Origin of the sequence: Kitasatospora purpeofusca (assembly GCF_036010405.1) — a bacterium.
Lineage (GTDB): Bacteria > Actinomycetota > Actinomycetes > Streptomycetales > Streptomycetaceae > Kitasatospora > Kitasatospora purpeofusca.
In genome coordinates this window covers 3,072,307-3,098,835 of sequence record NZ_CP108561.1, presented here as the reverse complement: position 1 = coordinate 3,098,835, position 26,529 = coordinate 3,072,307, and the positions used below count along the sequence as shown (strand labels likewise).

Annotated in this window: 24 protein-coding genes and 1 riboswitch; of the genes, 13 read left to right on the top strand and 11 right to left on the bottom strand. The window is 74.4% G+C overall.

Translation table 11 applies throughout. The features are described 5' to 3' along the window. Positions 1-10: 10 nt before the first annotated feature. Together macS and OG715_RS13370 are read left to right on the top strand one after the other, a co-directional pair. Positions 11-1,228, top strand: a complete 1,218-nt coding sequence (gene macS, locus OG715_RS13375) for a MacS family sensor histidine kinase (protein WP_407660975.1) — start codon at positions 11-13, stop codon at positions 1,226-1,228. A gap of 25 nt (positions 1,229-1,253) precedes the next feature. Then, positions 1,254-1,952, top strand: a complete 699-nt coding sequence (locus tag OG715_RS13370) for a response regulator (RefSeq protein WP_266268915.1) — start codon at positions 1,254-1,256, stop codon at positions 1,950-1,952. 70 nt (positions 1,953-2,022) lie between these two features. Here the strand turns inward: OG715_RS13370 and OG715_RS13365 are convergent, their stop codons facing one another. Next, a complete protein-coding gene (locus tag OG715_RS13365; RefSeq protein WP_266268914.1) occupies positions 2,023-3,960 on the bottom strand; it encodes an anthranilate synthase family protein in 1,938 nt (645 codons plus the stop codon). Between the two features lie 310 nt (positions 3,961-4,270). Here OG715_RS13365 and OG715_RS13360 point away from each other — a divergent pair, with 310 nt between their 5' ends. Next, a complete protein-coding gene (locus tag OG715_RS13360) occupies positions 4,271-5,608 on the top strand; it encodes a class II 3-deoxy-7-phosphoheptulonate synthase (RefSeq protein WP_266268912.1) in 1,338 nt (445 codons plus the stop codon). A gap of 153 nt (positions 5,609-5,761) precedes the next feature. Then, complete coding sequence (locus OG715_RS13355; RefSeq protein WP_266268911.1) at positions 5,762-6,040, top strand: (2Fe-2S)-binding protein; 279 nt, start codon at positions 5,762-5,764, stop codon at positions 6,038-6,040. 43 nt (positions 6,041-6,083) lie between these two features. On the opposite strand, the gene bfr is transcribed toward OG715_RS13355, so the two are convergent. Then, the gene (bfr, locus tag OG715_RS13350) at positions 6,084-6,563 is read right to left on the bottom strand and encodes a bacterioferritin (RefSeq protein WP_030391478.1); all 480 of its coding nucleotides are present in this window, start codon (positions 6,561-6,563) and stop codon (positions 6,084-6,086) included. A 220-nt stretch (positions 6,564-6,783) separates the two neighbouring features. Here bfr and OG715_RS13345 point away from each other — a divergent pair, with 220 nt between their 5' ends. Beyond that, positions 6,784-7,413, top strand: coding sequence for a sulfite oxidase-like oxidoreductase (locus OG715_RS13345; protein WP_043472393.1), 630 nt, complete (start codon positions 6,784-6,786; stop codon positions 7,411-7,413). 56 nt (positions 7,414-7,469) lie between these two features. Here OG715_RS13345 and pknB read toward each other — a convergent pair whose 3' ends face one another. From pknB to thiO, 4 genes are all read right to left on the bottom strand, one after another. Beyond that, entirely contained in the window at positions 7,470-9,266 is a 1,797-nt protein-coding gene (gene pknB / locus OG715_RS13340) for a Stk1 family PASTA domain-containing Ser/Thr kinase (protein WP_266271663.1), read from the bottom strand. Between the two features lie 279 nt (positions 9,267-9,545). Then, entirely contained in the window at positions 9,546-10,343 is a 798-nt protein-coding gene (locus OG715_RS13335; RefSeq protein ID WP_266268910.1) for a thiazole synthase, read from the bottom strand. Between the two features lie 3 nt (positions 10,344-10,346). After that, entirely contained in the window at positions 10,347-10,580 is a 234-nt protein-coding gene (gene thiS, locus OG715_RS13330) for a sulfur carrier protein ThiS (RefSeq protein ID WP_030391474.1), read from the bottom strand. After that, complete coding sequence (gene thiO / locus OG715_RS13325) at positions 10,577-11,740, bottom strand: glycine oxidase ThiO (RefSeq protein ID WP_266268909.1); 1,164 nt, start codon at positions 11,738-11,740, stop codon at positions 10,577-10,579. The genes thiS and thiO overlap by 4 nt, the downstream gene beginning before the upstream one ends. Then, a riboswitch (TPP riboswitch) is annotated at positions 11,735-11,847 on the bottom strand. (Overlaps the previous gene by 6 nt.) Positions 11,848-11,955: 108 nt before the next feature. On the opposite strand from thiO, the gene OG715_RS13320 reads away from it, so the two are divergent. From OG715_RS13320 to thiE, 3 genes are all read left to right on the top strand, one after another. Then, positions 11,956-13,182 carry an NAD(P)/FAD-dependent oxidoreductase gene (locus OG715_RS13320; RefSeq protein ID WP_407660974.1) on the top strand — a complete coding sequence of 409 codons (1,227 nt, stop codon included), beginning with the start codon at positions 11,956-11,958 and terminating at the stop codon, positions 13,180-13,182. A 65-nt stretch (positions 13,183-13,247) separates the two neighbouring features. Continuing rightward, positions 13,248-13,613: an Rv2175c family DNA-binding protein gene (locus tag OG715_RS13315; RefSeq protein WP_266268906.1), complete on the top strand. Its 366-nt coding sequence runs from the start codon at positions 13,248-13,250 to the stop codon at positions 13,611-13,613. Continuing rightward, a complete protein-coding gene (gene thiE, locus OG715_RS13310; RefSeq protein ID WP_266268904.1) occupies positions 13,610-14,254 on the top strand; it encodes a thiamine phosphate synthase in 645 nt (214 codons plus the stop codon). The genes OG715_RS13315 and thiE overlap by 4 nt, the downstream gene beginning before the upstream one ends. Before the next feature lie 41 nt (positions 14,255-14,295). Here thiE and OG715_RS13305 read toward each other — a convergent pair whose 3' ends face one another. Beyond that, positions 14,296-15,363, bottom strand: coding sequence for a polyprenyl synthetase family protein (locus tag OG715_RS13305; RefSeq protein WP_327064139.1), 1,068 nt, complete (start codon positions 15,361-15,363; stop codon positions 14,296-14,298). 258 nt (positions 15,364-15,621) lie between these two features. On the opposite strand from OG715_RS13305, the gene metF reads away from it, so the two are divergent. Next, positions 15,622-16,536 carry a methylenetetrahydrofolate reductase [NAD(P)H] gene (gene metF, locus OG715_RS13300; RefSeq protein ID WP_053648173.1) on the top strand — a complete coding sequence of 305 codons (915 nt, stop codon included), beginning with the start codon at positions 15,622-15,624 and terminating at the stop codon, positions 16,534-16,536. 143 nt (positions 16,537-16,679) lie between these two features. Next, positions 16,680-17,669: a hypothetical protein gene (locus tag OG715_RS13295; protein WP_266268902.1), complete on the top strand. Its 990-nt coding sequence runs from the start codon at positions 16,680-16,682 to the stop codon at positions 17,667-17,669. A gap of 47 nt (positions 17,670-17,716) precedes the next feature. On the opposite strand, the gene OG715_RS13290 is transcribed toward OG715_RS13295, so the two are convergent. Next, positions 17,717-19,228, bottom strand: a complete 1,512-nt coding sequence (locus tag OG715_RS13290) for a phytoene desaturase family protein (RefSeq protein WP_266268901.1) — start codon at positions 19,226-19,228, stop codon at positions 17,717-17,719. A gap of 9 nt (positions 19,229-19,237) precedes the next feature. Then, positions 19,238-19,873 carry a DUF4126 domain-containing protein gene (locus OG715_RS13285; protein WP_266268900.1) on the bottom strand — a complete coding sequence of 212 codons (636 nt, stop codon included), beginning with the start codon at positions 19,871-19,873 and terminating at the stop codon, positions 19,238-19,240. Between the two features lie 552 nt (positions 19,874-20,425). Between OG715_RS13285 and OG715_RS13280 the strand changes: the two genes are divergently transcribed. The 3 genes from OG715_RS13280 to OG715_RS13270 all read left to right on the top strand — a co-directional run bounded on the left by OG715_RS13280 (position 20,426) and on the right by OG715_RS13270 (position 22,661). Continuing rightward, complete coding sequence (locus tag OG715_RS13280; RefSeq protein ID WP_266268899.1) at positions 20,426-21,001, top strand: SAV_6107 family HEPN domain-containing protein; 576 nt, start codon at positions 20,426-20,428, stop codon at positions 20,999-21,001. A gap of 106 nt (positions 21,002-21,107) precedes the next feature. Beyond that, positions 21,108-21,860: a methyltransferase domain-containing protein gene (locus OG715_RS13275; protein ID WP_266268898.1), complete on the top strand. Its 753-nt coding sequence runs from the start codon at positions 21,108-21,110 to the stop codon at positions 21,858-21,860. A gap of 408 nt (positions 21,861-22,268) precedes the next feature. Then, on the top strand, positions 22,269-22,661 hold the full coding sequence (locus OG715_RS13270; RefSeq protein WP_030391462.1) for a DUF3040 domain-containing protein: 393 nt from the start codon (positions 22,269-22,271) through the stop codon (positions 22,659-22,661). Positions 22,662-22,749: 88 nt separating this feature from the next. On the opposite strand, the gene OG715_RS13265 is transcribed toward OG715_RS13270, so the two are convergent. Both OG715_RS13265 and OG715_RS13260 read right to left on the bottom strand, forming a co-directional pair. Next, positions 22,750-25,209, bottom strand: a complete 2,460-nt coding sequence (locus OG715_RS13265; RefSeq protein WP_266268897.1) for a transglutaminaseTgpA domain-containing protein — start codon at positions 25,207-25,209, stop codon at positions 22,750-22,752. Beyond that, on the bottom strand, positions 25,206-26,528 hold the full coding sequence (locus OG715_RS13260) for a DUF58 domain-containing protein (RefSeq protein WP_266268896.1): 1,323 nt from the start codon (positions 26,526-26,528) through the stop codon (positions 25,206-25,208). Before OG715_RS13260 ends, OG715_RS13265 begins: the two co-directional genes overlap by 4 nt. Position 26,529: the final 1 nt, after the last annotated feature.

Here is a 26,529-nt window from a genome sequence, read left to right as displayed (position 1 = left end):
GGCGACAGGGATGACGGACGGCGGCAGAGCCGGGGCGGCGCGCCCGGGCACGGTCGGCGCGGCGGTGGCGGCGGGCGGCATGTCCGTCGAACTGCCGCTCTGGCGGGCGATCTCCTCGTTCCGCGTGCTGGCCCTGTGCTACGCGCTGCTCCGCTACTTCGACTCGTACCTGGCGTTCCTGCACCCCGTCGCGGGCTGGATCTACCTCGGTGCGCTGACCCTCTGGACGCTCGCCTCCACCCGGGCCTTCTCCGGCCCGCAGCGCTGCACCTGGTACGTCCTCGCCACCGATCTCACGCTCGCCGTCACCGGCATCGTGATGAGCGGCATGGTCGACGACCCCGCCCGGATCAGCCACGGCGCGCCGACCCTGCCCACCATCTGGGCGGCCGGCACCGTGCTCGGCTTCGCCGGCCGGGGCGGCTGGCGCTGGGCGGCGGCGGCCGGCTCGGTGATCGGGGTGGCCAACATCCTCGGCCACGGCGGCGCGACCGGCGACAACCTCCACAACATCGTGCTGCTCATGGTGGCCGGCTGCGCGATCGGCTACGTGATCGAACTGGCCCGGGCCAGTGAGGCGACGCTGACCCGGGCGCTCCAGGTCGAGGCGGCCACCCGGGAGCGGGAGCGGCTCTCCCGGGACATCCACGACGGGGTGCTGCAGGTGCTCGCGCTCGTCCAGCGCCGGGGCACCGGGGCCCCGGCCGGCGGCGACGACCTCACCGAGCTGGGGCGGCTGGCCGGCGAGCAGGAACGCGCCCTGCGCGCGCTGATGAGCGGCGGACCGCTGCCCGAGCAGCGCGCGCCCGAGCAGCCGCAGGACCTCCGTACCCTGCTCACCCCGCACACCGACGAGCGGGTGACCGTCTCGGCCCCCGGCACCCCGGTGCTGCTGCCCGGGCGGACCGCCGGTGAGCTGGCCGCCGCCGTCGGCGCCGCGGTGGACAATGTGCGCCGGCACGCCGGGCCCGGCGCGCGGGCCTGGATCCTGGTCGAGGACGAACCTGAGGCCGTCACGGTCTCGGTCCGCGACGACGGTCCCGGCTTCGCGCCCGGGCGGCTCGGCGAGGCGGAGCGGGCCGGGCGGCTCGGCGTCTCCCAGTCGATCCGGGGCCGGCTGCTGGACCTCGGCGGGACCGCGGAGCTGTACTCGTCGCCCGGGGAGGGCGTCGAGGTGGAGCTCAGGGTCCCGCGCACCGCGTCCGGCGCCCCGGCCGGCCTCCTGTGACACCTCCCGCGAAAGGGTTCCGCGCATGACCACCGACCTGTCGACCGATCAGCAGGCGGCCGCCGTCCGCCCGGTGCGGGTGATGGTGGTGGACGACCACCCGATGTGGCGCGACGCCGTCTCCCGGGACCTCGCCGAGGCCGGGCTGGACGTGGTGGCCACCGCCGGGGACGGGGAGGAGGCCGTCCGCCGGGCCCGCGCCTGCTCCCCGCAGGTCGTGGTGCTCGACCTCAACCTGCCGGGCCTGTCCGGCGCCGAGGTCTGCCGCCGGCTGGTCGGGCACGACCCGTCGGCGCGCGTGCTGGTGCTGTCCGCGAGCGGCGAGCACGCGGACGTGCTGGAGGCGGTGAAGTCGGGCGCGACCGGCTACCTGGTCAAGTCGGCCGGGCGGGAGGAACTGCTGGACGCGGTGCGCCGCACCGCCGTCGGCGACGCGGTGTTCACCCCCGGCCTGGCCGGGCTGGTGCTCGGCGAGTTCCGCCGGCTGGCGGCCGAGCCGCCCGCCCCGGCCGCGCCGGTCGTCCCGCAGCTGACGGCGCGGGAGACCGAGGTGCTGCGGATGGTCGCCAAGGGGCTGTCGTACAAGCAGATCGCCGATCGGCTGGTGCTCTCCCACCGCACGGTGCAGAACCACGTCCAGAACACCCTGGGCAAGCTCCAGCTGCACAACCGGGTCGAGCTGGTCAGGTACGCGATCGAGCAGGGGCTCGACGACGCGGTGTGACGCCCGGGGCGGGTGCGCGGACACGCCCACCCGCCCCGGGCGTCACAGGAGTCGTCCCGGTGACGGGGGCTCAGCGCGGGACGCCGGCCACCGCTCCGCGCAGCAGCCCGGCGACGATCTCCACCCCGTCCCTGGTGAGCACCGACTCGGGGTGGAACTGCAGTCCGGCGAAGCCCGGCCCGCGCAGCGCGTGCACGTCCCCGGTCAGCGGGTCCCGGGCCACCTCGACGCCCGCGGCGGCCAGCCGGGCGGCGTCGTCGTCGGTGCAGCGCGCCGTGAAGGTGTTGTAGAAGCCGACCGTCCGCTGCTCGCCGAAGAGGTCCACGCTCTCCTGGGCACCCTGGTACGGCACCGCCTTGCGCACCAGCGGCAGCCCGAGCGCGCCGGACAGCAGCTGGTGGCTGAGGCAGACGGCGAGCAGCGGGGCGGTACGCCGCCCGGCCCGGACGGCGGCCAGCGCGTCGGTGACGATCGGGCGCAGGACGGCCATCTTGGGGTCGTCGGCGGCGGCCGGGTCGCCCGGGCCGGGGCCGAGCACCAGCGCGCCGGGGTGGGCGGCGACCCGCTCGCGCAGGCCCGGCTCGTCGAACCTGGCCACGGTGACCCGGTGGCCGAGCGAGGTCAGCAGGTGGCCGAGCATCGCGGTGAAGGTGTCCTCGCCGTCGACGACGAGGGTCTCCAGTTGCTCGGTGATCCGGGACGGCTGCTGCATCCGCAGCCAGAACGGGGCGAGGCCGGCCCGGCGGGCGTCCAGCGCGGCCTGGACCCGGTGGTTGTCGGCGAGGCGCGGGCTGTTCCGTCCGGCCGTCCGGGCGGGGGCCGGGCGGGCGCCGATCGCGGTGAGCACCCCGGCGGCCTTGGCGTGGGTCTCGGCGACCTCGCCGTCCGGGTCGGAGTGGCGGACGAGGGTGGCGCCGACCCGGACGGCGAGCCGGCCGGTGGCCGGGTCGATGTCGGCGGTGCGGATGCAGATCGGGGAGTCCAGCAGCTGGCCGCCGCTGGCCGAGCGGCCGATCAGGGCGAGCGCGCCGGAGTAGTAGCCCCGGCCGCCGCGCTCGTACCGCTTGATCACCCGGGTGGCGTTCTGCACCGGGCTGCCGGTGACGGTGGCGGCGAACATGGTCTCCTTCAGCACCTCGCGGACGTCCAGCGAGGTGCGGCCGCGCAGCTCGTACTCGGTGTGCGCGAGGTGGGACATCTCCTTGAGCCGGGGGCCGAGCACCTGGCCGCCGAGGTCGCCGACGGTGCACATCATCTTGAGTTCCTCGTCGACCACCATCGTCAGCTCCTCCAGCTCCTTGGGGTCGTGGAGGAAGGAGATCAGCGAGTCCAGGTCGGAGCCGGCGGCGGGATAGCGGTAGGTGCCGGAGATCGGGTTCATCACGACCGTCCCGCCGCTCTGCCGGACGTGCACCTCGGGGGAGGCGCCGACGAGCACCCGGTCGCCGGTGTGCACCAGGAAGGTCCAGTAGGCGCCGCGCTCCTGGTCCAGCAGCCGCCGGAACAGGGTGAGGGCGAGCGCGGGCGAGAAGTTGTCGAGCGTCGCGGTGAAGTCGCGGCGGATGACGAAGTTGGCGCCCTCGCCGCGGCCGATCTCCTCCTCGATCACCCGGCGGACGATCTCCGCGTACTCGGCGTCGTCGATGTCGAAGCCGCCGTCGGTCAGGGCGACCGGCAGCTGCGGCAGCGCGGCCGTGACCTCGGCCAGCGGCAGGGCGTACTGCTCGGTGACCGAGAGGGCCTGCAGCGGGGTGCCGTCGTCGTGCGCCTCGAAGCCGCGCTCGCGGATCTGCCGGTAGGGCACGAGGGCCAGCAGGTCGTGGACGGGGCCGTCGGCGGGGACGCCGTGGCGGACCGGCAGGTCGGCCAGCCGGTCGTGGCTGCCGACGGTGCCGAGCAGGATCTCGACGGTGTCCGGGGCGGTGCGGGGCGTGCGGCGGTGCAGCAGGGCGAAGGCCGGTGCGTCGGCGGCGGTGAGGCGGGCGAGCAGGTCGGCGGCACTGGTCACGGTGGCGGCGTTCCTTCCGGGATGGCTTCTGCGGCGGGGTGGGATTTCCGCTCCGGGAGGCTGCCGACCGGCTGGTGGAACGCCGACGGCCGCCCCGGGGGGCGGCCGTCGTGTGCGTCTAGGAACGCGCTGACTGTGGGCCACCCGAAGGCTCGGCCCACCACCAGGATCGGGTGTGCGGCGTGTTCACGGGACCGAGCCTAGCGGATCCCCGGAGGGGCGTGAGGGCCGTCACCCGATTGTCCGCAAGGTGTCTCATCCCTCGGGCGGTGGTCACAATTCGGTTGCCGCACCCCGTAGCCTTGACCGCGTGACCGTGACGAATCCCCACACCTGGCAAGCCCTGCCCGCGGCGCAGCAGCCCGAATGGCCGGACCAAGAGGCTCTGCGCAAGACCCTTGCGGACCTCGCCTCGTATCCGCCGCTCGTCTTCGCCGGCGAGTGCGACCAGCTGCGCGCCCGACTCGGAGCCGTGGCCCGTGGAGAGGCGTTCCTGCTGCAGGGCGGCGACTGCGCCGAGGCCTTCGACGGCGTCTCGGCGGAGCACATCCGCAACAAGCTCAAGACCCTGCTGCAGATGGCGGCCGTGCTCACCTACGCGGCCTCGGTGCCGGTGGTGAAGGTCGGCCGGATCGCCGGGCAGTACTCCAAGCCGCGCTCGAAGTCGACCGAGACCCGCGACGGCGTGACCCTGCCGGTCTACCGGGGCGACTCGGTGAACGGCTTCGAGTTCACCCCCGAGTCCCGGATCCCGGACCCGGAGCGGCTGAAGCGGATGTACAACGCGTCCGCCGCGACGCTCAACCTGGTGCGCGCCTTCACCACCGGTGGCTACGCGGACCTGCGCCAGGTGCACGCCTGGAACCAGGACTTCGTGCGCAACTCGCCGGCCGGTCAGCGCTACGAGCAGCTGGCCCGCGAGATCGACAACGCGCTGGCGTTCATGAACGCCTGCGGTGTCGCGCCGGAGGAGTTCCGGACGGTCGAGTTCTTCTCGTCCCACGAGGCGCTGGTCCTGGACTACGAGACCGCGCTGACCCGCGTGGACTCGCGCACCGGCGAGCTGTACGACGTCTCCGGCCACATGGTGTGGATCGGCGAGCGCACCCGTCAGCTGGACCACGCGCACATCGAGTTCGCCTCGAAGATCCGCAACCCGATCGGTGTGAAGCTCGGCCCGACCACCACGGTCGACGAGGCGCTCACCCTGATCGAGAAGCTGGACCCGGAGCGCGAGCCCGGCCGGCTCACCTTCATCACCCGGATGGGTGCGGGCAAGGTCCGCGACGCCCTGCCGACCCTGGTGGAGAAGGTCACCGCCTCGGGCGCGCAGCCGGTCTGGATCTGCGACCCGATGCACGGCAACACCTTCGAGGCGTCCAGCGGTCACAAGACCCGCAGCTTCGACGACGTGCTCGACGAGGTCAAGGGCTTCTTCGAGGTGCACCGGGCGCTCGGCACCCACCCGGGCGGCATCCACGTGGAGCTGACCGGCGACGATGTCACCGAGTGCGTCGGCGGCGGCGACGAGGTGCTGGTCGACGACCTGCACCAGCGCTACGAGACGGCCTGCGACCCGCGGCTGAACCGCAGCCAGTCGCTGGACCTGGCGTTCCTGGTCGCCGAGATGTACCGCGGCACCGTCTGAGACCGGTCCGAATGTGAGCGAAGCCTCTCCGGCCTGGGGTTTTCCCCGGCCGGAGAGGCTTTTGCGTGCCCGGATCGCCGGGTAAGGTGAGGCTTAGTGAACTAAGGCAAGCCTTAGTCAAGATCCACTCGCTTCACTCCGGGAGAGACCGCGATGTACGTATGCATGTGCCATGCGGTCACCGAGGACCAGGTGAAGCGGGCGATCGACGCGGGGGCCGACACCCCGCGCCGGATCGCCAAGGGCTGCAAGGCCGGCACCGACTGCGGCTCCTGCGTCCGGCGCATCCAGGCCCTGCTCGGCGAGCACGGTGCCCGGCCCTGCCCGACCGCCCGGCTGGCGGCCAAGCTGGGTCTGGCCGACCCGGGGGCCGACCCCGAGGCGGAGCCGGAGCCGGTACCGGCGCCGACAGCGGCGCTGCGCGTCGCCTGAGCCCGGGCCCGCCGGGCCCGGTTCCGCAGGACCGCGGCCCCGGTCAGGACTCCGGCTGCTCGATCAGCTGCGCGAGGTAGAGCGCCTCCCCGAGCTTCTCCAGCAGTTCGAGCTGGGTGTCGAGGTAGTCGATGTGGTGCTCCTCGTCCTCCAGGATCGATTCGAAGATGTTCGCCGAAGTGACGTCGTTCTTGGCGCGCATCACCACGATCCCGCGCTTGAGCCGGTCGATCGCCTCGACCTCGACCTGGCGGTCCGCCTCGAACATCTCCTTGACCGTCTGGCCGATCCGGACGTGGAACAGCCGCTGGTAGTTGGGCAGCCCGTCGAGGAAGAGGATCCGGTCGGTGAGCACCTCGGCGTGCTTCATCTCGTCGAAGGACTCGTGCCGGGTGTACTTGGCGAGCTTGGTCCAGCCGAAGTTCTCCTGCATCTTGGCGTGCAGGAAGTACTGATTGATCGCGGTCAGCTCGGCGGTGAGCTGTTCGTTGAGGAACTCGATGACTTCGGTGTCGCCCTTCATGGCGCTGCCTTCCTGCTGCTCTGCGTGCGGGACACGGCCGTTACCCTCCGGCTGCACGCATCCTGGCACCGGGGCGGGAAGAAATTCCAGTAAGTTCACACTCACTAGGACATGTGTCGGAATATCCGATTTGCCTGGGGCTTGAGCCGTACGAGGGGGGCGTGGGAGGCGGTCAAGGGGCGCGCGCGGCCCGCCGCCCGCCGTCTGTCACCATGGATCCATGGGTCAGTCCGAGCAAGAACCGTCGTCGCCGTCTGACCCCCGGCTCCCGCCGGGCCAGCGGGTCCAACGCGGCTGGCCCGCCCTGCACTACGGGCCGGTACCCCGGTTCAAGCCCCTGACCTGGGACCTCCAGGTGTTCGGCGCGACCGCCTCGGCCGAGAAGCACAGCTGGGACTTCGAAGGCTTCAACGCCCTGCCCCGCACCACCGTCCGGGCCGATCTGCACTGCGTCACCCGCTTCTCGGTGCTCGACAGCGACTGGACCGGGGTGTCCGCCGCGCTGCTGCTCGACCTGGTACCCCCGGACCGGGACGTCACCCATGTCATGGTCTGGGCCGAGTACGGCTACAGCGCCAATCTGCGGCTCGCCGACTTCGCCGCGCCCGACACCCTGCTCGCCACCCACCGCAACGGCGAGACGATCACCGCCGAGCACGGCTTCCCGGTCCGACTGGTCGTCCCCCGGCTGTACGCCTGGAAGGGGCCCAAATGGGTCCGGGCGGTCGAGTACATGCGGGCCGACCGGCGCGGCTTCTGGGAGGAGCGCGGCTACCACAACCGGGCCGACCCGTGGCGCGAGCAGCGGTACTCCCACCAGGAGGAGCCGGGCGACGGCCCGCTCCGGTAGGGGGCGCGGGGTCCGGTCGGGGCCGCTCCTTGAAGGTCGCTCCCGGAAGGTCGCTCCTAGAAGAACGGGAAGGTGACCGTCACCACGGTGCGCTGCGGCTTGCGCTCACCGGCCGCCGGGGACTGACCGTTCACCTTGCCGGTGCCGAAGAGATTGACCCCGCTGCTCTGCATGGCGAACCCGGCCGCCTGGAGCGCCTTCTCCGCGGCCTCCTTGCTCATCCCGGTCACGTCCGGGACGGCCACCATGCCCTTGCTGACCACCAGCGCCACCGGCGTGTTCTCCGCGACCTGCTCCCCGGCGGCGGGCGAGCTGCTGATCACCGAGCCCTCCGGCACGGTGTCGCTGAACGTCGAGGTGACCGTGCCGGCCGCCAGCTGCACCCCGGCCAGCGCCGGGGCGGCCTGCGCGGACGGCTTGCCGACCAGGTCCGGCACGGCGATCCGCTTCGGCCCGCGCGAGACGGTGAGCGTCACGGTGTCGCTCTTCCGGGACCGGGTGCCGACCCCGGGGTCGGCCGCGACCACCTGGCCGGCCGGGACGGACTCGCTGTACACCTCGGTGATCCGCCCGTGCATGCCGGCGGCGTCGAGGATCCGCTCCGCCTCGGCTCGGTCCTTGCCGAGCACGCCCGGCACCGTGCCGTACACCGCGCCCGAGATCGCGTACGTCGCCCCGCCGACCAGCAGCACCAGGGTGGTGAGCACGGCCGCCCAGATCAGCGGCTTGCGCGGCAGCCGTCGTCGGGCGGCCCCGGACCCGCGGGCGGACCGGGACCGGCGGGCCCGGGGCGTCCGGACCGGCGGCGGCTCGTCGTACGGACGGGGCTCGGTGAGCAGCTGCTCCATGACGTCCGGCGGCACGTCCAGCACGCTGGTGCGCTCGACCGGGGCCGCCGGGGCCACCGGGGTGAGCACCGAGGTCGCCTCGCCGGTCGGGTACTGGGGGCTGGGGCGGGTGGAGGCGGGCGGCTCGGCGTCCAGCTGGTCCGGTGTGAGCCCGCGGCGGACGCGCTGGAGCGCGGCGAGCAGTTCCACCGCGTCGAACGGGCGGAGGTCGCGGTCGCGGGCGCAGGCCCCGGCCACTATCGCGTCCAGTTCGGGCACCACGCCGGGCACGGTCGCGGACGGCGGCGGGACGTCCTCGTGCAGATGCCGGTACATCACCTGGACCGGGTTCTCGCCGGTGTGCGGACGGGAGCCGGTGAGCATTTCGTACAGCAGGATGCCGGCCGCGTAGACGTCCACCCGGCGGTCGGTCTCGGCACCGGGGTGGATCTGCTCGGGCGCCAGGTAGGAGACGGTGCCGAGCACGGTGTCGGTGGTCGAGGTGCTGGAGGAGGTCGCGCCGTCGGCGGCGTTCAGCACGCGGACCAGGCCGAAGTCGGCGACCTTGACCAGTCCGTCGTCGGTGATCAGGACGTTCTCGGGCTTGACGTCGCGGTGCACCAGCCCGGCCCGGTGGGCGGCGCCGAGCGCGGCGAGCACCGGCTCCAGGATGTCCAGCGCGGCCCGGATGGAGAGCGCGCCCCGGTCGTTCAGCAGGTCGCGCAGGGTGCGGCCGGGCACGTACTCCATGGCGAGGAAGACATGGCCGCCGTCCGCGCCCTGGTCGAAGACGTTGACCACGTTGGGGTGGGCGAGCCGGGCGACGGCCTTGGCCTCGCGGATGAAGCGGGCGGTGAACGCGGCGTCCCCGGCCAGCGAGGGGTGCATCACCTTGAGCGCGACGACCCGGTCGAGCCGGGTGTCGGTGCCCCGGTACACGGTGGACATCCCACCGGCGGCGATCCGCCGCTCGACCCGGTACCGGCCGTCGAGCAGGGTACCGATCAGGGGGTCGCGCAATGCCATGTCCACCCGGCGAGTCTAGGCCGTGGGGATCGGAGGGCCCCCGGAGACATCGATCCGGGGGCCGCTCTGTGCCTGCTTTGTGACACCGGACGCCCACTTGACCCCGAACGCCCACCGCTTTGTGACCCCGGACGCCCACTACTACAACCCGCCCCGAGCCGAAGGGGCGCGCCGGTGCCGAAAGGGAGAGCGCGAGGAGGCCCCTGAGGAACGAAGGGGCATCGGAGCGCCGACCGTCGGCACCGGAGCAGAGCGCCCCGGAGGCGAGCGGGCGAGGATTCAGAACGCCGGGCGCTCGCGGGTGTCGAGGTCGGCCCGGCCGGCCATCGCGGAGGAAGCCTCCGCGTGGAAGCGGCGCGGGATCCGGCCGGCCCGGTACGCGAGCCGGCCGGCCTCGGCGGCGTGCCGCATCGCGTCGGCCATCAGCACCGGCTCCTGGGCCCGGGTGACCGCGGAGGCCAGCATCACCGCGGCGCAGCCCAGCTCCATCGCCAGCGCGACGTCCGAGGCGGTGCCGGCGCCGGCGTCCAGGATCACCGGGACCCCGGCGCCCTCCACGATCAGCTGGAAGTTGTGCGGGTTGCGGATGCCGAGGCCGGAGCCGATCGGCGAGCCCAGCGGCATGATCGCCGCACAGCCGACGTCCTCCAGCTTGCGGGCCAGCACCGGGTCGTCGTTGGTGTACGGCAGCACCGTGAAGCCGTCGTCGACCAGGGTCTCGGCGGCGTCCAGCAGCTCGATCGGGTCCGGCAGCAGGGTCCGCTCGTCGGCGATCACCTCCAGCTTCACCCAGTCGGTGCCGAGCGCCTCGCGGGCCAGCCGGGCGGTCAGCACGGCCTCGCCGGCGGTGAAGCAGCCCGCCGTGTTGGGCAGGATCCGGATGCCGTTGCGGGTCAGCACGTCGAGCACCGAGCCCTGGGTGGCGGCGTCGACCCGGCGCATCGCCACCGTGGTCAGCTGGGTGCCGGACACCTGGAGGGCCTGCTCCAGGACCTCCAGGCTGGGGGCGCCGCCGGTGCCCATGATCAGCCGGGAGGAGAAGGACGCCCCGGCGATGGTGAGAAGGTCGTCGGCCATCGGTCAGCCTCCCTGGACGGCGGTGAGGATTTCGATCCGGTCACCCGCGGACAGCGCGGTGAGCGGCCACCGGGTGCGCGGCACCACGGTCTCGTTGAGGGCGGCGGCGACCCCGGAGTGGGCCTCGCTGAGGGTGGCGACCACCTCGGCGAGGGTGGTCGAGGCGGGCACCTCGCGCGGCTCGCCGTTGACGCTCAGCCGGACGTTCGGAGGGGTGTCGCTGGTGCGGGGGCTCATGCCGGGACCTTCGTGAATCGGTGGGGGGAGAACGGGCGGGCGAGCTCCGGCAGGTCGCCGGTGGCCAGGTACTCGGCGAGCAGGTCGCCGGTGACGGGCGTCAGCAGCACGCCGTTGCGGTAGTGGCCGGTCGCGGCGACCAGCCCGGGCAGGTCGGTCGGGCCGAGCAGCGGCGCGTTGTCCGGCGAGCCGGGCCGCAGCCCGGCACCGGTCTCCACCAGCGGCAGCTCGGTGAGGCCGGGCACCAGCTCGTGCGCGTCGCGCAGCAGCTCGTAGACGCCGCCGGCGGTGACCGTGGTGTCGTGGCCCTGCTCCTCGGTGGTCGCGCCGATCACCAGCTCGCCGTCGGCGCGAGGCACCAGGTAGATGTGGGCGCCGCGGACGACGGCGCGGACGTTGCGGGACAGGAACGGCCGGTAGGCCGCCGGCACCCGCAGCCGCAGCACCTGGCCCTTGACCGGGCGGATCGCGGGCAGCACGCCGGGGGGCAGGCCGGCCAGCAGGTGGCTGCGCGAGCCGGCCGCGAGCACGACCCGCCCGGCGGTGAGGGCCGTGCCGTCGGCGAGCCGGACGCCGGTCGCCCGGTCGTCCTCGACCAGCAGTCCGGCGGCCTCGGTGCGGCGCAGCACCACGCCGGCCCGTTCGCAGGCCCGGACCAGGGCGGCGGCCAGTCGGCGGCCGTCGACCTGGTGGTCGTCGGTGACGTGCAGTCCGCCGCGCACGCCGGGGGCGAGCATCGGCTCCAGCCGACGGGCCTCGCGGCCGGTGAGCCACTGCGAGTCCAGGCCGAGCCGCCGGTGGAAGGCGTGCAGTTCGCGCAGTTCCTCGCGGTCGTCGGAGTCCAGGGCGACGGCGAGGGTGCCGCACTGCCGGTAGCCGGTGTCCAGGCCGCCGCTCGCCTCGGTGAGTTCGGCGGCGAAGGCCGCCCAGCGCTCGTTGGAGGCCATGCCGAGGCGGAGCAGGGGCTCCTCGCCGTACTGGAGTTCGGTGACCGGGGCGAGCATGCCGGCCGCGACCTGCGCGGCGCCGCCGCCGGGGGCCGGGTCGAGCACGGTGACCCCGAGGCCCCGCCGGGCCGCCTGCCAGGCGACCACGAGCCCGATGATCCCGCCGCCGACCACCAGCACCTCGGCGCGGTCGCCCGATGCCAAGCGTGTCAAAGTCGCTGCTCTCCCTTCGCCGGTATGACCCGGATCAGGTTCGGACGGTCGCGGGCCGTGCCAGCCCGCCTCTCAGCCCGGTCCGCCGGGCTCCCGTGATGGTGCCCCCACCTTAACTCCGGGGGGTCGGAGCGCTGAAGGTGCCCGTGACGGGCCCGACGAGCGGTCGGTCCTAGGTCGGAGGACCTGCGACCGGGCTCAGTACAGTGACGGGCGTGGCTGAGCTGAGCGGTACGGGACAGACGGATCGGGTGGTCGTGGTCGGCGCCGGGCTGGCCGGGGCGCAGTGCGCCGCGGTGCTGCGGCGGGACGGCTGGGAGGGGCGGATCACGCTGGTCGGCGAGGAGCCGCACGCGCCCTACGACCGGCCGCCGCTCTCCAAGGACGTCCTGCTCGGCAAGACCGACAGCACCGCCCTCGACCTCGACTTCGGGCGGCTCGACGTCGAACTGCTCACCGGCCGCCGCGCCACCGGGCTCACCCCCGGCGGCCCCGGCACGGCCGGCACCCTGCACACCGACGCCGGGGACGTCCGGTACGACGCGCTGCTGATCGCCACCGGCTCCGAACCGCGCGTCCTGCCCGGTGCCGAGCGGGCCCACGTGCTGCACACCCTGGACGACGCGCTGGCGCTGCGCGCCCTGCTCCGCCCCGGGCTGCGCCTGGTCCTGGTCGGGGCCGGCTGGATCGGCGCCGAGGTGGCCACCGCCGCCCGGGCGGCCGGCTGCGAGGTGACCGTGGTCGAGGCCGGGCCGGCGCCCGTCCCCGGCGCGCTGCCCACCGAGGTCGGCCGGGCGATGGCCGCCTGGTACGCCGAGGCCGGGATCGTGCTGCGCTGCGGCACCGGTGTGGCCGCCGTCGAACCGGGCGCGGTGCTGCTCGCCGACGGCTCGCGGCTGCCCGCGGACGAGGTCGTGGTCGGCATCGGCGCCCGCCCGGCCACCGGCTGGCTGGCGGGCACCGGCGTCGCGCTGGACGCGGCCGGCGCCGTCCTGGTGGACGAGCGGCTGCGCACCACCGTGCCGGGCGTGCTCGCGGCCGGCGACTGCGTCGGCTACCCCTCGGCGCGCTCCGGCACCCGGCTGACCGTCCAGCACTGGGACCACGCGCTGCAGTCCGGCGAGGCCGCCGCCGCCACCCTGCTCGGGGCGGACGCGCCGCCGTACGACCCGGTGCAGTACTTCTGGTCGGAGCAGTTCGGGCGGATGGTGCAGTACGCCGGACGGCACGGCGCGGAGGACGAACTGCTCTGGCGGGGCTCCCCGGACGACGCCGACTGGTCGGTGCTCTGGCTGCGCGACGGCGTCCTGCGGGCGCTGCTCGCGGTGGACCGGCCGCGCGACCTGACCCAGGGCCGGCGGCTGGTCGAGCGCGGCGCCGTGCTGGACCGGGCCCGGGCGGCCGACCCGGCCGTTCCGCTGAAGTCGGCGCTCGCCGGGTAGCGGCGGGGCGCCCGCCGGGAGGGCGATTGGTGCGCGGGGGGCCGCGGAGGTGGCAGTCTGGGGGGGTGAGTGAGATCGAAGCCAAGATTGAATCCCTGGTCCCCGCGTGGCTCTACCTGCCGGACATCTCCGAGCGGTGGGGTGTGGTGATCACCGAGGTCCGCAACATGGTCAAGAAGGGTGAGCTGATCGCCGTCCGCCGCGGCCCCAACAAGTCGCTGCAGGTCCCGGCGGCGTTCATCGACGAGACCGGCCTGGTGAAGCACCTGCTCGGCACGGTGACGGTGCTGCGCGACAGCGGTTTCAACGACAACGAGATCCTGGTGTGGATGTTCACCGAGGACTCGTCGCTGCCCGGCACGCCGATCCAGGCGCTCTGCGAGAACCGGGCCACCGAGGTCAAGCGGCGGGCCCAGGCGATGGCGTGGTGACGGACCGGCGCGGACGGCTCGCCGACGCCCGGCTGTACCTGTGCACCGACGCCCGGCGCGAGCAGGGCGACCTGGCCGGGTTCCTGGACGCCGCGCTGGCCGGCGGCGTGGACATCGTCCAGCTCCGGGACAAGGGCCTGGAGGCCAAGCAGGAGCTGGCCGCGCTGGAGGTCCTCGCCGACGCCTGCCGCCGGCACGGCAAGCTGCTCGCGGTCAACGACCGGGCCGACGTCGCGCACGCGGCCGGCCCGGACGTGCTGCACCTCGGGCAGGACGACCTGCCGGTGCCGGCCGCCCGCGCGATCCTCGGCGAGGACGTGCTGATCGGGCGCTCCTGCCACGCCGAGTCCGAGGTGGACGCGGCGGCCGTCGAGCCCGGCGTCGACTACTTCTGCACCGGCCCGGTCTGGCCGACCCCGACCAAGCCGGGCCGCTTCGCGCCGGGCCTCGGTCTGGTCGAGTACGCGGCGAAGCTGTCCACCGGGCGGCCGTGGTTCGCCATCGGCGGCATCGACCTCGGCAACCTGGACGAGGTACTGGCCGCGGGGGCCGACCGGGTGGTGGTCGTCCGGGCCATCACGGCGGCCGAGGACCCGGGTGCGGCGGCCGCCGCGTTCGCCCGGCGGCTGCGCGCCGTCTGACCTTCTTCGGGGCCGTCGTCGTCCGGCCGTCGTCGTCCGGCTCAGTACTTGCGGACGGTGGCGGCCTCGGCCAGTGCCAGCAGGGCCGCCCGGGCCGGCCCGTCCGCCAGCGGGGCCGCCTCCAGCGCCCCCAGCGACTGGCGCAGCAGTTCGTCGATCCGCCGCTCCACCCGCTCCGGCGCCCCGCTGCGGGCCACCAGCTCGCGCAGCCCGACGACCTCGTCGGGCGTCAGGTCGGGCGCGCCCAGCCGCTCGTCCAGCCGGCGCGCCTCGTCGGCCGGCAGCCCCCGCATGGCGTGCGCGACCAGCAGCGTCCGCTTGCCCTCGCGCAGGTCGTCGCCGGCCGGCTTGCCGGTGACCGCCGGGTCGCCGAACACCCCGAGCAGGTCGTCCCGCAGCTGGAACGCCTCGCCCAGCGGCAGGCCGAACGCCCCGTAGGCGTCCACCAGCCGGGGTCCGGCTCCCGCGAGCAGCGCGCCGACCTGGAGCGGCCGCTCGATCGTGTACTTGGCCGATTTGTAGTGCAGGACGGTCTGCGCCCGCTCCAGCGCGCCGCCGTCGGCGGAGTCCCCGGCGACCGGCTCCAGCACGTCCAGATACTGGCCGACCATGACCTCGGTACGCATCAGGTCGAACATCGGCTTCGCGGCCAGCACCGCCTCCGGGTCCAGGCCGGAGTTCAGGAACAGCTCGTCGCACCAGATCAGCAGCAGGTCGCCGAGCAGCACGGCGGCCGAGGCGCCGTACTGCTCGCGGTCGCCGCGCCACCCCCGGGCGAGGTGCAGCGCCTCGAACCGGCGGTGCACGGAGGGCAGGCCGCGCCGGGTGTCGCTGCGGTCCATGAGGTCGTCGTGGACCAGCGCGCTGGCCTGGAGCAGCTCCAGCGCCGCCGCCGCCCGGGTGATCCCCTCGCCCCTCGCCGGGCCGCCGGCGCCCCGCCAGCCCCAGTAGCAGAAGGCCGGGCGGAGCCGCTTGCCGCCGTCCAGCAGGAAGTCGCGCAGCGCGTCGGTGACCGGGTCCAGCTGCGGGGAGACCTTGCTGAGCAGGGCCGCCTGGCCGTCCATGAAACCGACGAGGGCGGCGTTGACGCGCTCGCGCACGTCCTCCATGTCAATGGGGTTGGCCGGCCGCGGGCTGGACGAGGTCACGATGGGGCTCCGGAGGTAGCTGTGGTGCAGCAAGGGTATCCGGGGCGGAGGAGAACAGCCGTACGGGCGGGTTTCGGCCGGACGGGTGAAGCGCTGTTCACGCGGGCGTCGCACCCGCCCCCGACGCCGTCCGTTCCGGGTTCGCCCCCCGTCCATCCAATGTCTCAGAACCTGGGACGGAGTTGTCCGCGCCCTTCCACCGGCGGCTAACCTGCCACCATGGCACTCGGTATCGCTTCGACCAGACCGGACCGCGCACAGACCGTCCGCGACCTGCTGGCGGCGGGCAAGCGGTCCTTCTCCTTCGAGTTCATGCCGCCACGCACCGAGGTGGGTGAGCAGAAGCTCTGGGACGCCATCCGGCGGCTCGAACCGCTCGACCCCAACTTCGTCTGCATGACCTACGGCGCCGGCGGCTCCTCGCGGGAGCGCACGGTGAACATGGTCGGCCGGATCGCCACCGAGACCACGCTCACCCCGGTCGCCCACCTGACCGCCGTCGACCACTCGGTCGCCGAGCTGCGCAACATCATCGGCCAGTACGCCGACCAGGGCGTCCGCAACGTCCTCGCGGTGCGCGGCGACCCGCCCGGCGACCCGATGGGCGAGTGGGTCAGCCACCCGGAGGGCGTCACCTACGCCTACGAGCTGGTCGAGCTGATCAAGGGCATCGGCGACTTCTGCGTCGGCGTGGCGGCCTCGCCGAACATGCACCCGAGGTCGACCGACTGGGACGAGGACATCCGGCACTTCGTGGCGAAGATCCGCTCCGGGGCCGACTACGCCATCACCCAGATGTTCTTCGAGGTCGACGACTACCTGCGGCTGCGCGACCGGGTGACGGCCGCCGGCTGCGAGACGCCGATCATCCCGGAGATCATGCCGGTCACCAACGCCCGGCAGCTGGAGCGGTTCCCCCAGCTGAGCGGCGCGCCCTTCCCGGCCGAGCTGGAGGCCGGGCTGCGCGCGGTCATCGACGACCCGGTGGCGCTGCGCGAGGTCGGGATGGAGCACGCCACCGCGATGTCCGAGCGGCTGCTCGCCGAGGGTGCCCCCGGCCTGCACTTCATCACCCTGAACCACTCCACGGCGACCCTGGAGATCTACCAGAACCTCGGTCTGCACCAGCGCTGAGCTGCGCGCTTCCCACCCCTCGGGGCGCCCTTCCCGGTACGCCCGACGGGTGGGAACGCGATGCGGTACCCGGGCCGTTGAACGGGTACAGTCGCCGCACACGCGCGGCGGGCGCGGGCACGCGACTGGAGGTAGCGGGCGGGATGGGGATCGGATACCTGCTGCTGTACGCCTCGTTGGCGGTGGTGGCGCTCTGGCTGGTCGCCGAGCTGCTGTTCCAGAACCGGGCCCCGATGCACTGGCGCGGCCTGGCCCTGGTCGGCTTCCTCGCGGTGGCCGGCGGCATGGCGATGGGCTCGGTCCCGGTGATCGGCGGCGGCGCCGCGATGTTCGCGGTGGGCCAGACCTTTGTGACGCTCTCCGTGAAGCGCGGCTACGCGGCCGGCTGGTCGCTGCGCCGCCCGGACGGGAACCTGCCCGGGCCGCTCGCCAAGGTGCCGCTGCTCGGCGCGCTCACCGGCGGCGGCGCGGTCGCCGCGGCCGTGGTCGCGGCGGACCGGGTCGGCGAGGTCGGCGCCGTCGAGGAGGCCGGACCGGTCGCGGACAGCGCGCCCCGGCTGCCGGAGGAGGCGCCCGTCGAGCGGACCGCCGCCTTCGAGATGCAGGAGCTGGCCGCCGACGGGGTCTACGCCGCCGCCTACTACGAGCAGCAGCAGACCGAGGTGCTCCACGCGGTCGAGAACGTCCAGGCGGTGCCCCAGCAGGACGCCTACGCGGAGGCGTACCAGGGCGGCTACGACCCGGCGCAGCAGCACGACCCGCAGCAGCAGGCCGGCCAGTACGGCTACGACCAGCAGCAGCAACAGCAGCAGTGGCAGGCCCAGCAGCAGCCGGTGTTCGGCTACGACCAGGGCTACGGCGGTTACCAGCAGCAGGACCCGTACGGCGGCTACCAGCAGCAGCCGGACCCCTACGCGGCCTACCAGCAGCAGCCCCAGCCGCACGAGCAGCAGCACGACCCGCAGCAGCAGGCCGGCCAGTACGGCTACGACCAGCAGCAGCAACAGCAGCAGTGGCAGGCCCAGCAGCAGCCCGACCCGCAGCACACCACCGGCATCCCCCAGCAGCCGCAGCCGCAGTACGACCAGTACGGCTACCAGCAGCAGCCCACCTGGCAGCAGCACCAGGGCTGAGCGGCACCGGGTGCCCGGTCCCTACCGGGTCCGGGCCCCACCGGGGCTCAGGCCGGGCCGATCAGGTTGGCCACGATGCAGGCGGACATGCCGACCCGGGCCAGCCCGCCGCCGGGGTGGGCGGCGCCACCGGTGAGGTAGAGGCCGGGGTGGTCCTCGTTGGGGGCCTGGAGCAGGTCGCCGCCGAGGCCCGCCAGGGCCGGCGGCGGGACGGAGCCGAAGAAGGAGCCGGCCTCGCGCTCGGTGTGCTCGGGCGTGCGGACCACCCGCCAGAGCATCCGCTCGCGCAGGCCCAGACCCGCCGCGTCGACCTGGTCGAGCATCCGGTCGGCGAAGGCCTCCGGGACGCCGGGCACGCCCCAGTCCAGGTCGAGCGACGGGGTGGTCGCGGTCAGCACCACGGCCTCGTGCCCCGCCGGGTGCAGCGAGGGGTCGTCCGGCCGCAGCACCTGGACGGTCGGCCGGTCGCCCATCGGCGTTCCGGTGTCGAACAGCCCCGCCAGCTCGGCGGCCGGGTCGGGGGAGTGCACGACCGTGCGGTGCGGGGTGCCCTCCGGGCGTTCGCCGCGCAGCGCCAGCAGCACCACGACCCGCCCCGGCACGCAGTGCAGCCGGGACGCCGAGGCGGGCCAGTCGTCCGAGCTCTCGGCCGGGCCCATCCACTGGGTGTGCAGCACCCGCGCGTCGATCGAGGAGACCACCAGGTCGGCGTCGATCCGGTCGCCCTTGGTCTGCACACCGGTCACCCGGCCGTCCTCGACGACCACCCGGGCGACCGGCGTCCCGAACCGGAACTCCACCTTGCGCTGCTCGCAGCGGCGGAAGAAGGCGTCGGCCAGGGCGCGCAGACCGCCCTCGACGTACCAGACGCCGAAGGACTGCTCCATGTACGGCAGCACGGTGGCCCCGGCGGGGGCGGAGCGCGGATCGAGGCCGAACCGCAGCGCGTGCTCGTGCAGCAGGGCGGTCAGCCCGGGGTGCCCGCCCAGCTCCTGTGCGGCGACGTCGGCGAGTGTCCACGGGCGCGGGCCGCGCCACCGGCCGAACAGGCCGCGCCGGGCCGGGGCCGCGCCCGGCACCGGGTAGGGGTCGGTGTGCAGCGGCGTCGGGTCGGCGGGGAGCGGTTCCTCCAGCAGCGGCCGCCGGGTGGCCTCCCAGACCGTGCGGCCGTGGTTGAGCACGGCGGCCCAGCGCTCCCCGGAGCCGGGCCCGAAGGCCTCGTCCAGCGCCCGGACCACCCCGCCCCGGGAGGCGTTGGGGAGGGACACCGCCGTGCCGTCGGGGAACAGGTGCCGGCTCTCCGGATCGACCGGGCGCAGCCGCACCAGCTCCTCCAGCGGCTCGCGTCCGGTCTTCAGCGCGAGGTCGCGGTAGACGGCGGGGAGGGTGAGCAGACCGGGGCCGGTGTCGAAGGCGAAGCCGTCCCGCTCGTAGCGGCCGACCATGCCGCCGTAGGTGTCGCGCGCCTCGCAGACCGTCACCTTGTGCCCGAGGGTCGCCAGCCGCGAGGCCGCCGCGAGTCCGCTCATTCCTGCGCCGATGATGACGATCCGTGCCATGGCTCGATCCTAGATCCGGTACGGAGCCTCCTCCGCCACCGGGCGTCCGGCGGCGGCGCGGGCGGCGCGGCGTTCGCGGCGGCGGGCGCGGAAGGCGCGGATCCGGTTGATCGCGAACCACACCAGCAGGATGCCGACCAGCAGCAGTACGGCGGAGATCGCGGCGGCCAGCCAGGGGTGGAAGATCGCCAGGGTGACCAGTCCGGCCACCGAGATGTCCTCGGCCAGCGAGACCACGATGTTGCTGGCCGGCTCCGGCGAGGTGTTCACCGCCATCCGCAGCGAGGCCTTCACCAGATGGCTGACCAGCGCCGTCGTCCCGCCCATCGCGCCCGCCGCGACCTCGCCCAGCGAGCCCGGGTCGGTGCTGGCGGCGGCGATCAGGGCGCCGACGGTCGCGCCGGCGATCGGGCGGATCACGGTGTGGACGGCGTCCCAGACGGTGTCCACGTACGGGATCTTGTCGGCCACCGCCTCCAGCAGGAAGAGCACGGCGGCCGCGATCAGCACATCGGTGCGCTCCAGGGCCGGCGGTACCGAGTCGGCCCCGCCGAACCGGCCCAGCAGGCCGAGCAGCAGGACCACCGCGTACGCGTTGATCCCGCTCGCCAGTCCGCTGGTGAAGATCAGCGGGACGATCGTCATCGGTTCCCCGTCCGTTTCCTGCTCGCGATCCGGTCCGGTGTTCGGTCCGGCCCTCGCCGTACCGTACCGGGACGCCGCCGCCGGGGCCTCCGGTTCCCGCCCCCGTCCGTCTGAGTACGGATACTCAGACGGACGATTGAGTACCTGCACGGATGCCCCGCGACCTGCGAGGACGTCACAGTGGTGGCACCGGGACGGCGGCGCGTCGGGCGCCTGCGGCCCGAGGGGCGGACGATCGGCGTCCGGCGGTCACGGGGGACCGGCGGAAGCGCGTCGAGGGGGTGTCCGCCCCGGAGCCGGTCGGAGACCGCGCACCGCCGGCACGGGGCGGCGGAGCGGGTCAGGGGGGACCGGCACCACCGGGGGACCGGGAGTTCCGAAGCGCCGTCCGTGGGGGACGGCGCTTCGGCGACCGGCGGGGGCGGCCGGGCGGCCACCGGACCGGATCGCCGATGGACCGGATCGCCGGCGGGCCGAATTGTCAGTGGTGCCGTTCACGATGGAGGAGCACGGACCACCCGGCCCGCGCGCTGCCTCGGAACGGGGGAGACCATGACCATCAGTCACCCTGAGCACGTCACCGCCCGCCTCCACTCCGCCGCCCACCGACCGTCCACCGCCACCGGGGCCGACCCGGTGCTGAGCCGACTCGCCGCCCCGCCCGCAGCGCTCGACCTGCTGGCCGAGGCCCACCGCACCCTCGACCGCGCCCGCTCCCTGGCCGACCCGCTGGAGCGCTACGCCGCCGCGCACCTCGCGGCGCTGCGCACGGTGGCGGCGGTGCTCGCCGCCCGGGGCCGCCCGGAGAAGAGCGAACGCCGCCGCCGCGCGATCCGCAGCGCCTGGGAGGTCCTGCCCGAGGTGGCGCCCGAGCTCGCCGAGTGGGCGCCGTACTTCGCCGCCGGCGCGCGCCGCAGGGCGGCCGCCGAGGCGGGCATCAGGGGCGCGGCCTCGGCCCGTGACGCCGACGACCTGATCCGCAACTCGGCCCTGTTCCTCCGGCTGGTCGAGCGCCTTCTCGGCCTGCGGGCCGCTCCGCCCGCCCCGCGACTGCCGCTGGACGGCCTGGACGGGGACGGCGCGGGCGGGGAGAGCGGCGCGGACACCGGCACCCGGGAGGCCGGTTGACCGGGGCGGGGCCGATCGGGGCGGGGCGGGGGAGAGGGGAGGGGGAGCGCTCGGTCTAAGGTTGGGGACAACCTGATCGACCCTGCACGTGCCAAGGAGCTTCGCCTTGTACCCGACGCGTCCCCGCAGCGCCCTGCGTACCGCCGTGGTGTGGGAGGTGGTGCGGGCCGCCCTGGAGAAGCGGGTGGCCGAGCTGGACCAGCCGGTGCTCGACGTGGTCGACACCGGCGGCGGCACCGGCAACTTCGCCGTGCCGGTGGCCCGGCTGGGCCACCGCGTCACCGTGGTCGACCCGAGCCCGGACGCGCTGTTCGCCCTGGAGCGCAGGGCCGCCGAGGCCGGCGTGACCGATCTGGTCCGCGCCGTCCAGGGCGACACCCAGACGCTCCCCGAGCTGGTCCCGCCGGGCACCGTCGACGCGGTGCTCTGCCACGGCGTGCTGGAGGTCGTGGACGACCCGGCGGAGGCGCTCGGCAGCCTGGCCGGCACCCTGCGCCGGGGCGGTTTCGTCAGCCTGCTGGCCGCCAACCGCAACGGCGCCGTGCTCGCCCGGGCGCTCGGCGGCCACTTCGCCGAGGCCCGCGCGGTGCTGGGCGCCGCCGACGGCCGCTGGGGCGAGCACGACCCGATGCCGCGCCGCTTCACCGGCGAGGAGCTGGACCGGCTGGCGGTCGGTGCCGGCCTGCGGGTCGAGTCGGTGCATGGTGTCCGGGTCTTCGCCGACCTCGTCCCGGGCGTCCTGGTGGACACCGAGCCCGGCGCGATGGAGGCGCTGCTCAAGCTGGAGGAGGCCGCCGCCGGGCAGCCGGCCTTCCACGCCGTGGCGACCCAGCTGCACCTGCTGGCCACCCTGGGCTGACCGGGCGGACCGCCGCCGTTCGCCGCCGGACCGCCCACTGTTCGCCGCCGGACCGACGGTGCGTCTCCCGCTCGTTTCCCCGCCTTCTCCTCGGGATCTCCCCAGGTCCGGACCGATTCCATCGGATCGGGCACTAGTCCGGCCCCCGCCGCGTTGAGTGTGGTGCGGCGAGGAGCCGCCGAAGTGGCCGGGCCCACGCGTGGTCGACCACTCCGTCGCGAGCCCGTGGACCGTATGATCTGGGTAAAGCCGGAAAGCATGACCGCCGGACGCTCGGGGCATATGGACGACACGGGCCCGGGCCCCCGCACAGGCGTCCGACCGCGTGTTCTGAAGGCTGATTGGACTTGCCACCCCGACCGGGGCGGCGGACCGGTCGCACCCGCGACCGACGAGTAGGAGGACTCCGTGCCGCTCTCGGAGCACGAGCAGCGACTGCTCGACCAGATGGAGCGAGCGCTCTACGCCGAAGATCCCAAATTCGCTACGGCGCTAGAGGGAACCGGTCTGCGCACCTACACCCGTCGACGGGTCTATCTCGCCGTCGGCGGTTTCGTGGTCGGTATCGGCCTGCTGATGGGCGGCATGGTCGTACCCAATCAGATCTGGGTCAGTGTGGTCGGCTTCCTGGTGATGCTCGGGTGCGCCGTCTTCGCCGTGACGGGCTGGCGCCGAGGCCCCGCCGGGCAGGCGCAGCAAGCCGGTCCGGCCGCCGCGCCGCGCCGCAAGGCCGGGATGATGGACCGGGTCGAGCAGCGCTGGCAGCGTCGGCGCGACGAGCAGACCGGTGGCGGATTCTGAGACCTGAGGTCCGTACCGCCGCCGGTACGGACGCGAGGAGGGCGGGCAGTCGACCGACTGCCCGCCCTCCTCGCGTCCGGGCCCGGGTTCAGGACTCCGTGCCGCCGCTCCCGCCGCGGCGACCGCGGCCGGGGCGGCTGGCGGTCAGCCGGCGGACCGGCCCGGTGACCGCGCCGACCGTCCGGGAGATCCGGCCGCCGACCGCCAGCCGGGCCGTCAGCAGGGCTTCCGAGATCCGCCACCGCAGCTGTGCGGAGGAGGGCGGCAGCAGCAGGGCCCTGATCCGGCCGCGCCGTCCGGCGTGTGCCCGCAGGCCGTTCCTGGCGGTCCTGACGTCGGCCGCGAGCGGTTCCCCGACCTCCGCGGAACGGGCGTAGAGCACCCGTTCGGTCGCCAGCGCCACCCGACCGGCGGCCGCCGTCGCGCCTTCGTCCAGCTCGCCGGCCTCGGCGATCCGGCGGGCGGCGGCACGCGGGGTGCGCGAGTCGTCCGGCGGGATGCCGAGGTCCCAGGCGGAGTCGATCAGTTCGTCCCAGGCGGCCAGCACCTGCGCGTCGGTGAGCGGGACCGCTCCCGGCCCGCCGGGTCGCCGCCGCCCGCCCCCGCCCAGCCGGCGCCGGCGCAGCCGGGCCCGCCAGACCATCGGGGTGAGCAGCAGGAACAGCACCAGCGCGGCCGAGGCCAGGCCGGTCAGGACCTTCCCGGAGAGCAGCCAGGACTCCTCGCCGGCGCCCCCGGCGCTCTCCGGCCGGTCGCCGCAGTCGCCGGTCCGGCGCAGCTTCGCGTCGCAGTCCGGGTTGGCGGACGGCAGCTGGACCGGCGCGCTGGCCTGCGGCTCGACGGTCGGCTGGGTGGTCGGCTGGGTGGCCGGGGAGGAGGTCGGGTCCGAGTAGTCGGGCTGGACGCCGCGGGTCGGGGTGGGCTCGAAGCGCAGCCAGCCGTAGCCCTCGAAGTAGAGCTCGGGCCAGGCGTGGTACATCGCGTCGGTCACCGCGTAGACGTTGTTGCCCTTGGTGTTGCCGGGGGTGAAGCCGAGTGCGACCCGGGCCGGGACGCCCAGGATGCGGGCCATCACAGCCATGGTGGAGGCGAAGTGGACGCAGAAGCCGCGGCGGCGCTCCAGGAAGTCCTTCATCGCGTCGCTGCCGCTGTCGGTCCTGGTGGTGGCGTCGTAGGTGAAGTCGGGGCCGGTGAACCAGTCGCGCAGGGCGACCGCCTTGTCGTACCCGGTCTTCGCCTTGCCGGTGACCCGCAGGGCGGTGTCCCGGACCACCGGCGGCAGGTCGCGCGGCACCACGAGGTACTGGTCGCGGATCCGCTCGGGCGGGGTCGGCACGGTGCGCAGCACGGTCGCGGTCGGCCGGACGTCCAGCGCGGTGACCGTGTAGTTGAGGCCCTTGATCGCCTTCTCCCTGGCGGGCAGGAGGCTGGAGGTGACCGGGTCGAGCTGCCAGGCGGCGTTGTCGCGGAGGGTGACGCCGACCGGCGGGTAGGGCATCGGCAGCCAGGCGTCGTCCAGCTGGGGGCCGATCCGGACCTCGGCCTTCAGCTGCTGGGCCAGGTCGATGCTGCCCAGCCCCTCGGGGGCCGGGAAGGTGCCGGTGAACGGGACCGTGGCGGCCGAGCCGCGCTTCCAGCTGACGCCGTCGAAGACGTCCAGCGAGCCGGTGCGCAGATAGGTGGAGTCGGTGGCGGGGCTCTCGGACTTGTAGCTGAACAGTTCGACGTTGCGCGGCTTGGGGATCGCGCCGGTCAGGGTGATCAGCGGGTCCAGGCTGCTGACCGCGCCGGCGGTGCCGGTACCGCTGCCGGTGCCGCTGTGCACCAGGCCGGAGTCCCAGCGCGGCAGGAAGACGGGCAGCAGCAGGGCGAGCGCCAGCGCCAGGACGCCGACCTGCTGGCCGCTCCGGCCGAGCGTGCCGGTGCCGCTCCCTTCGCCGTCCCGCTCGGAGCCGCGGAAGATCCGGCCCCAGCGGGAGACCCGGTCCTGGCCCTCGGCGAAGAGCAGCACCAGGTAGCCGACGGCGGCGGTGGCGAACCAGAGCCAGTTGCCGTCGTCCCCGGCCAGGCCGTTGCCGATCGAGTAGAGCGCGAGCAGCGGCAGCCCGGCCAGGGCCGAGCGCCGGTAGGTGACCGCGACGGTGTCCACCACGACGGCGATCAGACCGACCGAGCCGACCAGGATGAGCCGCAGCCCGGGGCTGGGCGGGGCGGGGATGGCGTAGTCGCGGACGTCGTGGAACCCCTGGGAGAGGATCCGGCCCAGCAGCCGGACCGACTCGGGGCCGGGCACCAGGCCGCCGAAGACCGCGGCCGAGGAGGCGAAGCCGAGCAGCAGCAGGAGGGCCAGCGCGAGCAACTGGCCGGCCGGGACGGTCCACCGGTAGAACGGCGTGCGCCGCAGTCCGGCGCCGACCGCCGCGACGACCGCGACCACCAGGAAGGCGTGGGTGATCCAGCCCTTGGTGGTCAGCAGCGGGGTGAGGCAGAGCGCGGCCAGGGCGGTGGCCAGCGCCGAGTACACGGTCAGTTTGGCCCGGGTGGTCACGCGCCGGCCTCTTCTCGGTAGGGGGCGGACGACTCGGGCCGGTCGGCGGCGCGCCAGAGGTCGGGGAGGGAGTCGCCGGCGCGGACGGTCAGCACCGTCCAGCCGGCCTCGCGCAGCCGGCGGGCCCGCTCGCGGAACTCCTCGCCGCCGGTCTCGGGGGAGAGCAGACGCAGGCCCGCCCAGGTGCCGGTGTCGAGCAGCAGGACGACGGCGCCGCCGGTGCGGCCGCGCAGCCGGGCGAGCCGGGCGGTCTGCTCCTCGTCGAGCTCGCCGAGGACGGCCACCAGCAGGCCCTCGCCGCCGGCCCGCAGCGGTTCCTCGGCCCGGGAGAGCCCGGCGCCGTCGGAGAGGTCGACCACGGCGAGCGCGTCCAGGATCACCCCGGAGGTGTCGGCGGCGGTGTGGCCGCTGTCCCCCTGGACGCCGGGGACGGCGTGGCCGGTGTCGGTGAGCAGGCGGGTCTGGTAGCCGCGCTCCAGCAGGTGGACGCAGACCGAGGCCGCGCAGGCGACGGCCCACTCGAAGGAGGAGGCCGGGCCGCTGCCCCGGTGGCCGGTCTCGCGGGTGTCCAGCAGCACGGTGGCGCGGGCCCGGCGGGGCTGCTCCTCGCGCCGGACCATCAGCTCGCCGTAGCGGGCGGTGGACTTCCAGTGCACCCGGCGCAGGTCGTCGCCGGCCCGGTACTCGCGCAGGATGACGTCGTCGTCGCCGGCCAGCGCGAGCGAGCGGGTGTGGCTCTCGCCCTGCCCGGCCCACTCGCCGGTGAGCCGCACGAACGGCAGCGGCAGCACCTGCGGGACGACGGTGAGCACGTCGGAGGCGGCGAAGGAACGGTTCAGTTCGCACATCCCGAACGGGTCGGAGAGCCGCAGCTGGAGCGGGCCGAGCGGGTAGCGGCCGCGCAGGTCGGAGCGGACCCGGTAGGAGACCTCGCGGTGGCCGCGCGGTTCGACCCGGTCCAGCACGAACCGGGGCCGGGGCCCGAGCACGTACGGGACCTTGTCCTCCAGCAGCAGCAGGCCGGTGGGCACCCGGGAGACGTTGTCCACCCGCAGGTGCACCCGGGCCTCCTGGCCGGCCACCGACCGGTGCGGGTTGAGCCGGCGGCCGCTGGCGACCCGGTAGCGGGTGTTGGCCAGCAGCAGCGCGGCGGCCAGCGGCAGCGCGGCGAGCAGTACCCCGACGCGCAGCAGCGCGTCCTGGCCGAGCAGGTAGGAGCAGACCACGGCGGTCAGTCCGGCGGCGAGGAAGGAGCGCCCCCGGGTGGTGAGGCCGCGCAGGCCGGCGCGCAGGCCCGACGGTTCGCCGGACGGGCCCACC

Coding starts and splice junctions, on each gene's coding strand:
- macS (WP_407660975.1), top strand. CDS start 11: ATGACGGACGGCGGCAGAGCCGGGGCGGCGCGCCCGGGCACGGTCGGC.
- OG715_RS13370 (WP_266268915.1), top strand. CDS start 1,254: ATGACCACCGACCTGTCGACCGATCAGCAGGCGGCCGCCGTCCGCCCG.
- OG715_RS13355 (WP_266268911.1), top strand. CDS start 5,762: ATGTACGTATGCATGTGCCATGCGGTCACCGAGGACCAGGTGAAGCGG.
- bfr (WP_030391478.1), bottom strand. CDS start 6,563: ATGAAGGGCGACACCGAAGTCATCGAGTTCCTCAACGAACAGCTCACC.
- OG715_RS13345 (WP_043472393.1), top strand. CDS start 6,784: ATGGGTCAGTCCGAGCAAGAACCGTCGTCGCCGTCTGACCCCCGGCTC.
- pknB (WP_266271663.1), bottom strand. CDS start 9,266: ATGGCATTGCGCGACCCCCTGATCGGTACCCTGCTCGACGGCCGGTAC.
- OG715_RS13335 (WP_266268910.1), bottom strand. CDS start 10,343: ATGGCCGACGACCTTCTCACCATCGCCGGGGCGTCCTTCTCCTCCCGG.
- thiS (WP_030391474.1), bottom strand. CDS start 10,580: ATGAGCCCCCGCACCAGCGACACCCCTCCGAACGTCCGGCTGAGCGTC.
- OG715_RS13305 (WP_327064139.1), bottom strand. CDS start 15,363: ATGGAGGACGTGCGCGAGCGCGTCAACGCCGCCCTCGTCGGTTTCATG.
- metF (WP_053648173.1), top strand. CDS start 15,622: ATGGCACTCGGTATCGCTTCGACCAGACCGGACCGCGCACAGACCGTC.
- OG715_RS13295 (WP_266268902.1), top strand. CDS start 16,680: ATGGGGATCGGATACCTGCTGCTGTACGCCTCGTTGGCGGTGGTGGCG.
- OG715_RS13290 (WP_266268901.1), bottom strand. CDS start 19,228: ATGGCACGGATCGTCATCATCGGCGCAGGAATGAGCGGACTCGCGGCG.
- OG715_RS13285 (WP_266268900.1), bottom strand. CDS start 19,873: ATGACGATCGTCCCGCTGATCTTCACCAGCGGACTGGCGAGCGGGATC.
- OG715_RS13280 (WP_266268899.1), top strand. CDS start 20,426: ATGACCATCAGTCACCCTGAGCACGTCACCGCCCGCCTCCACTCCGCC.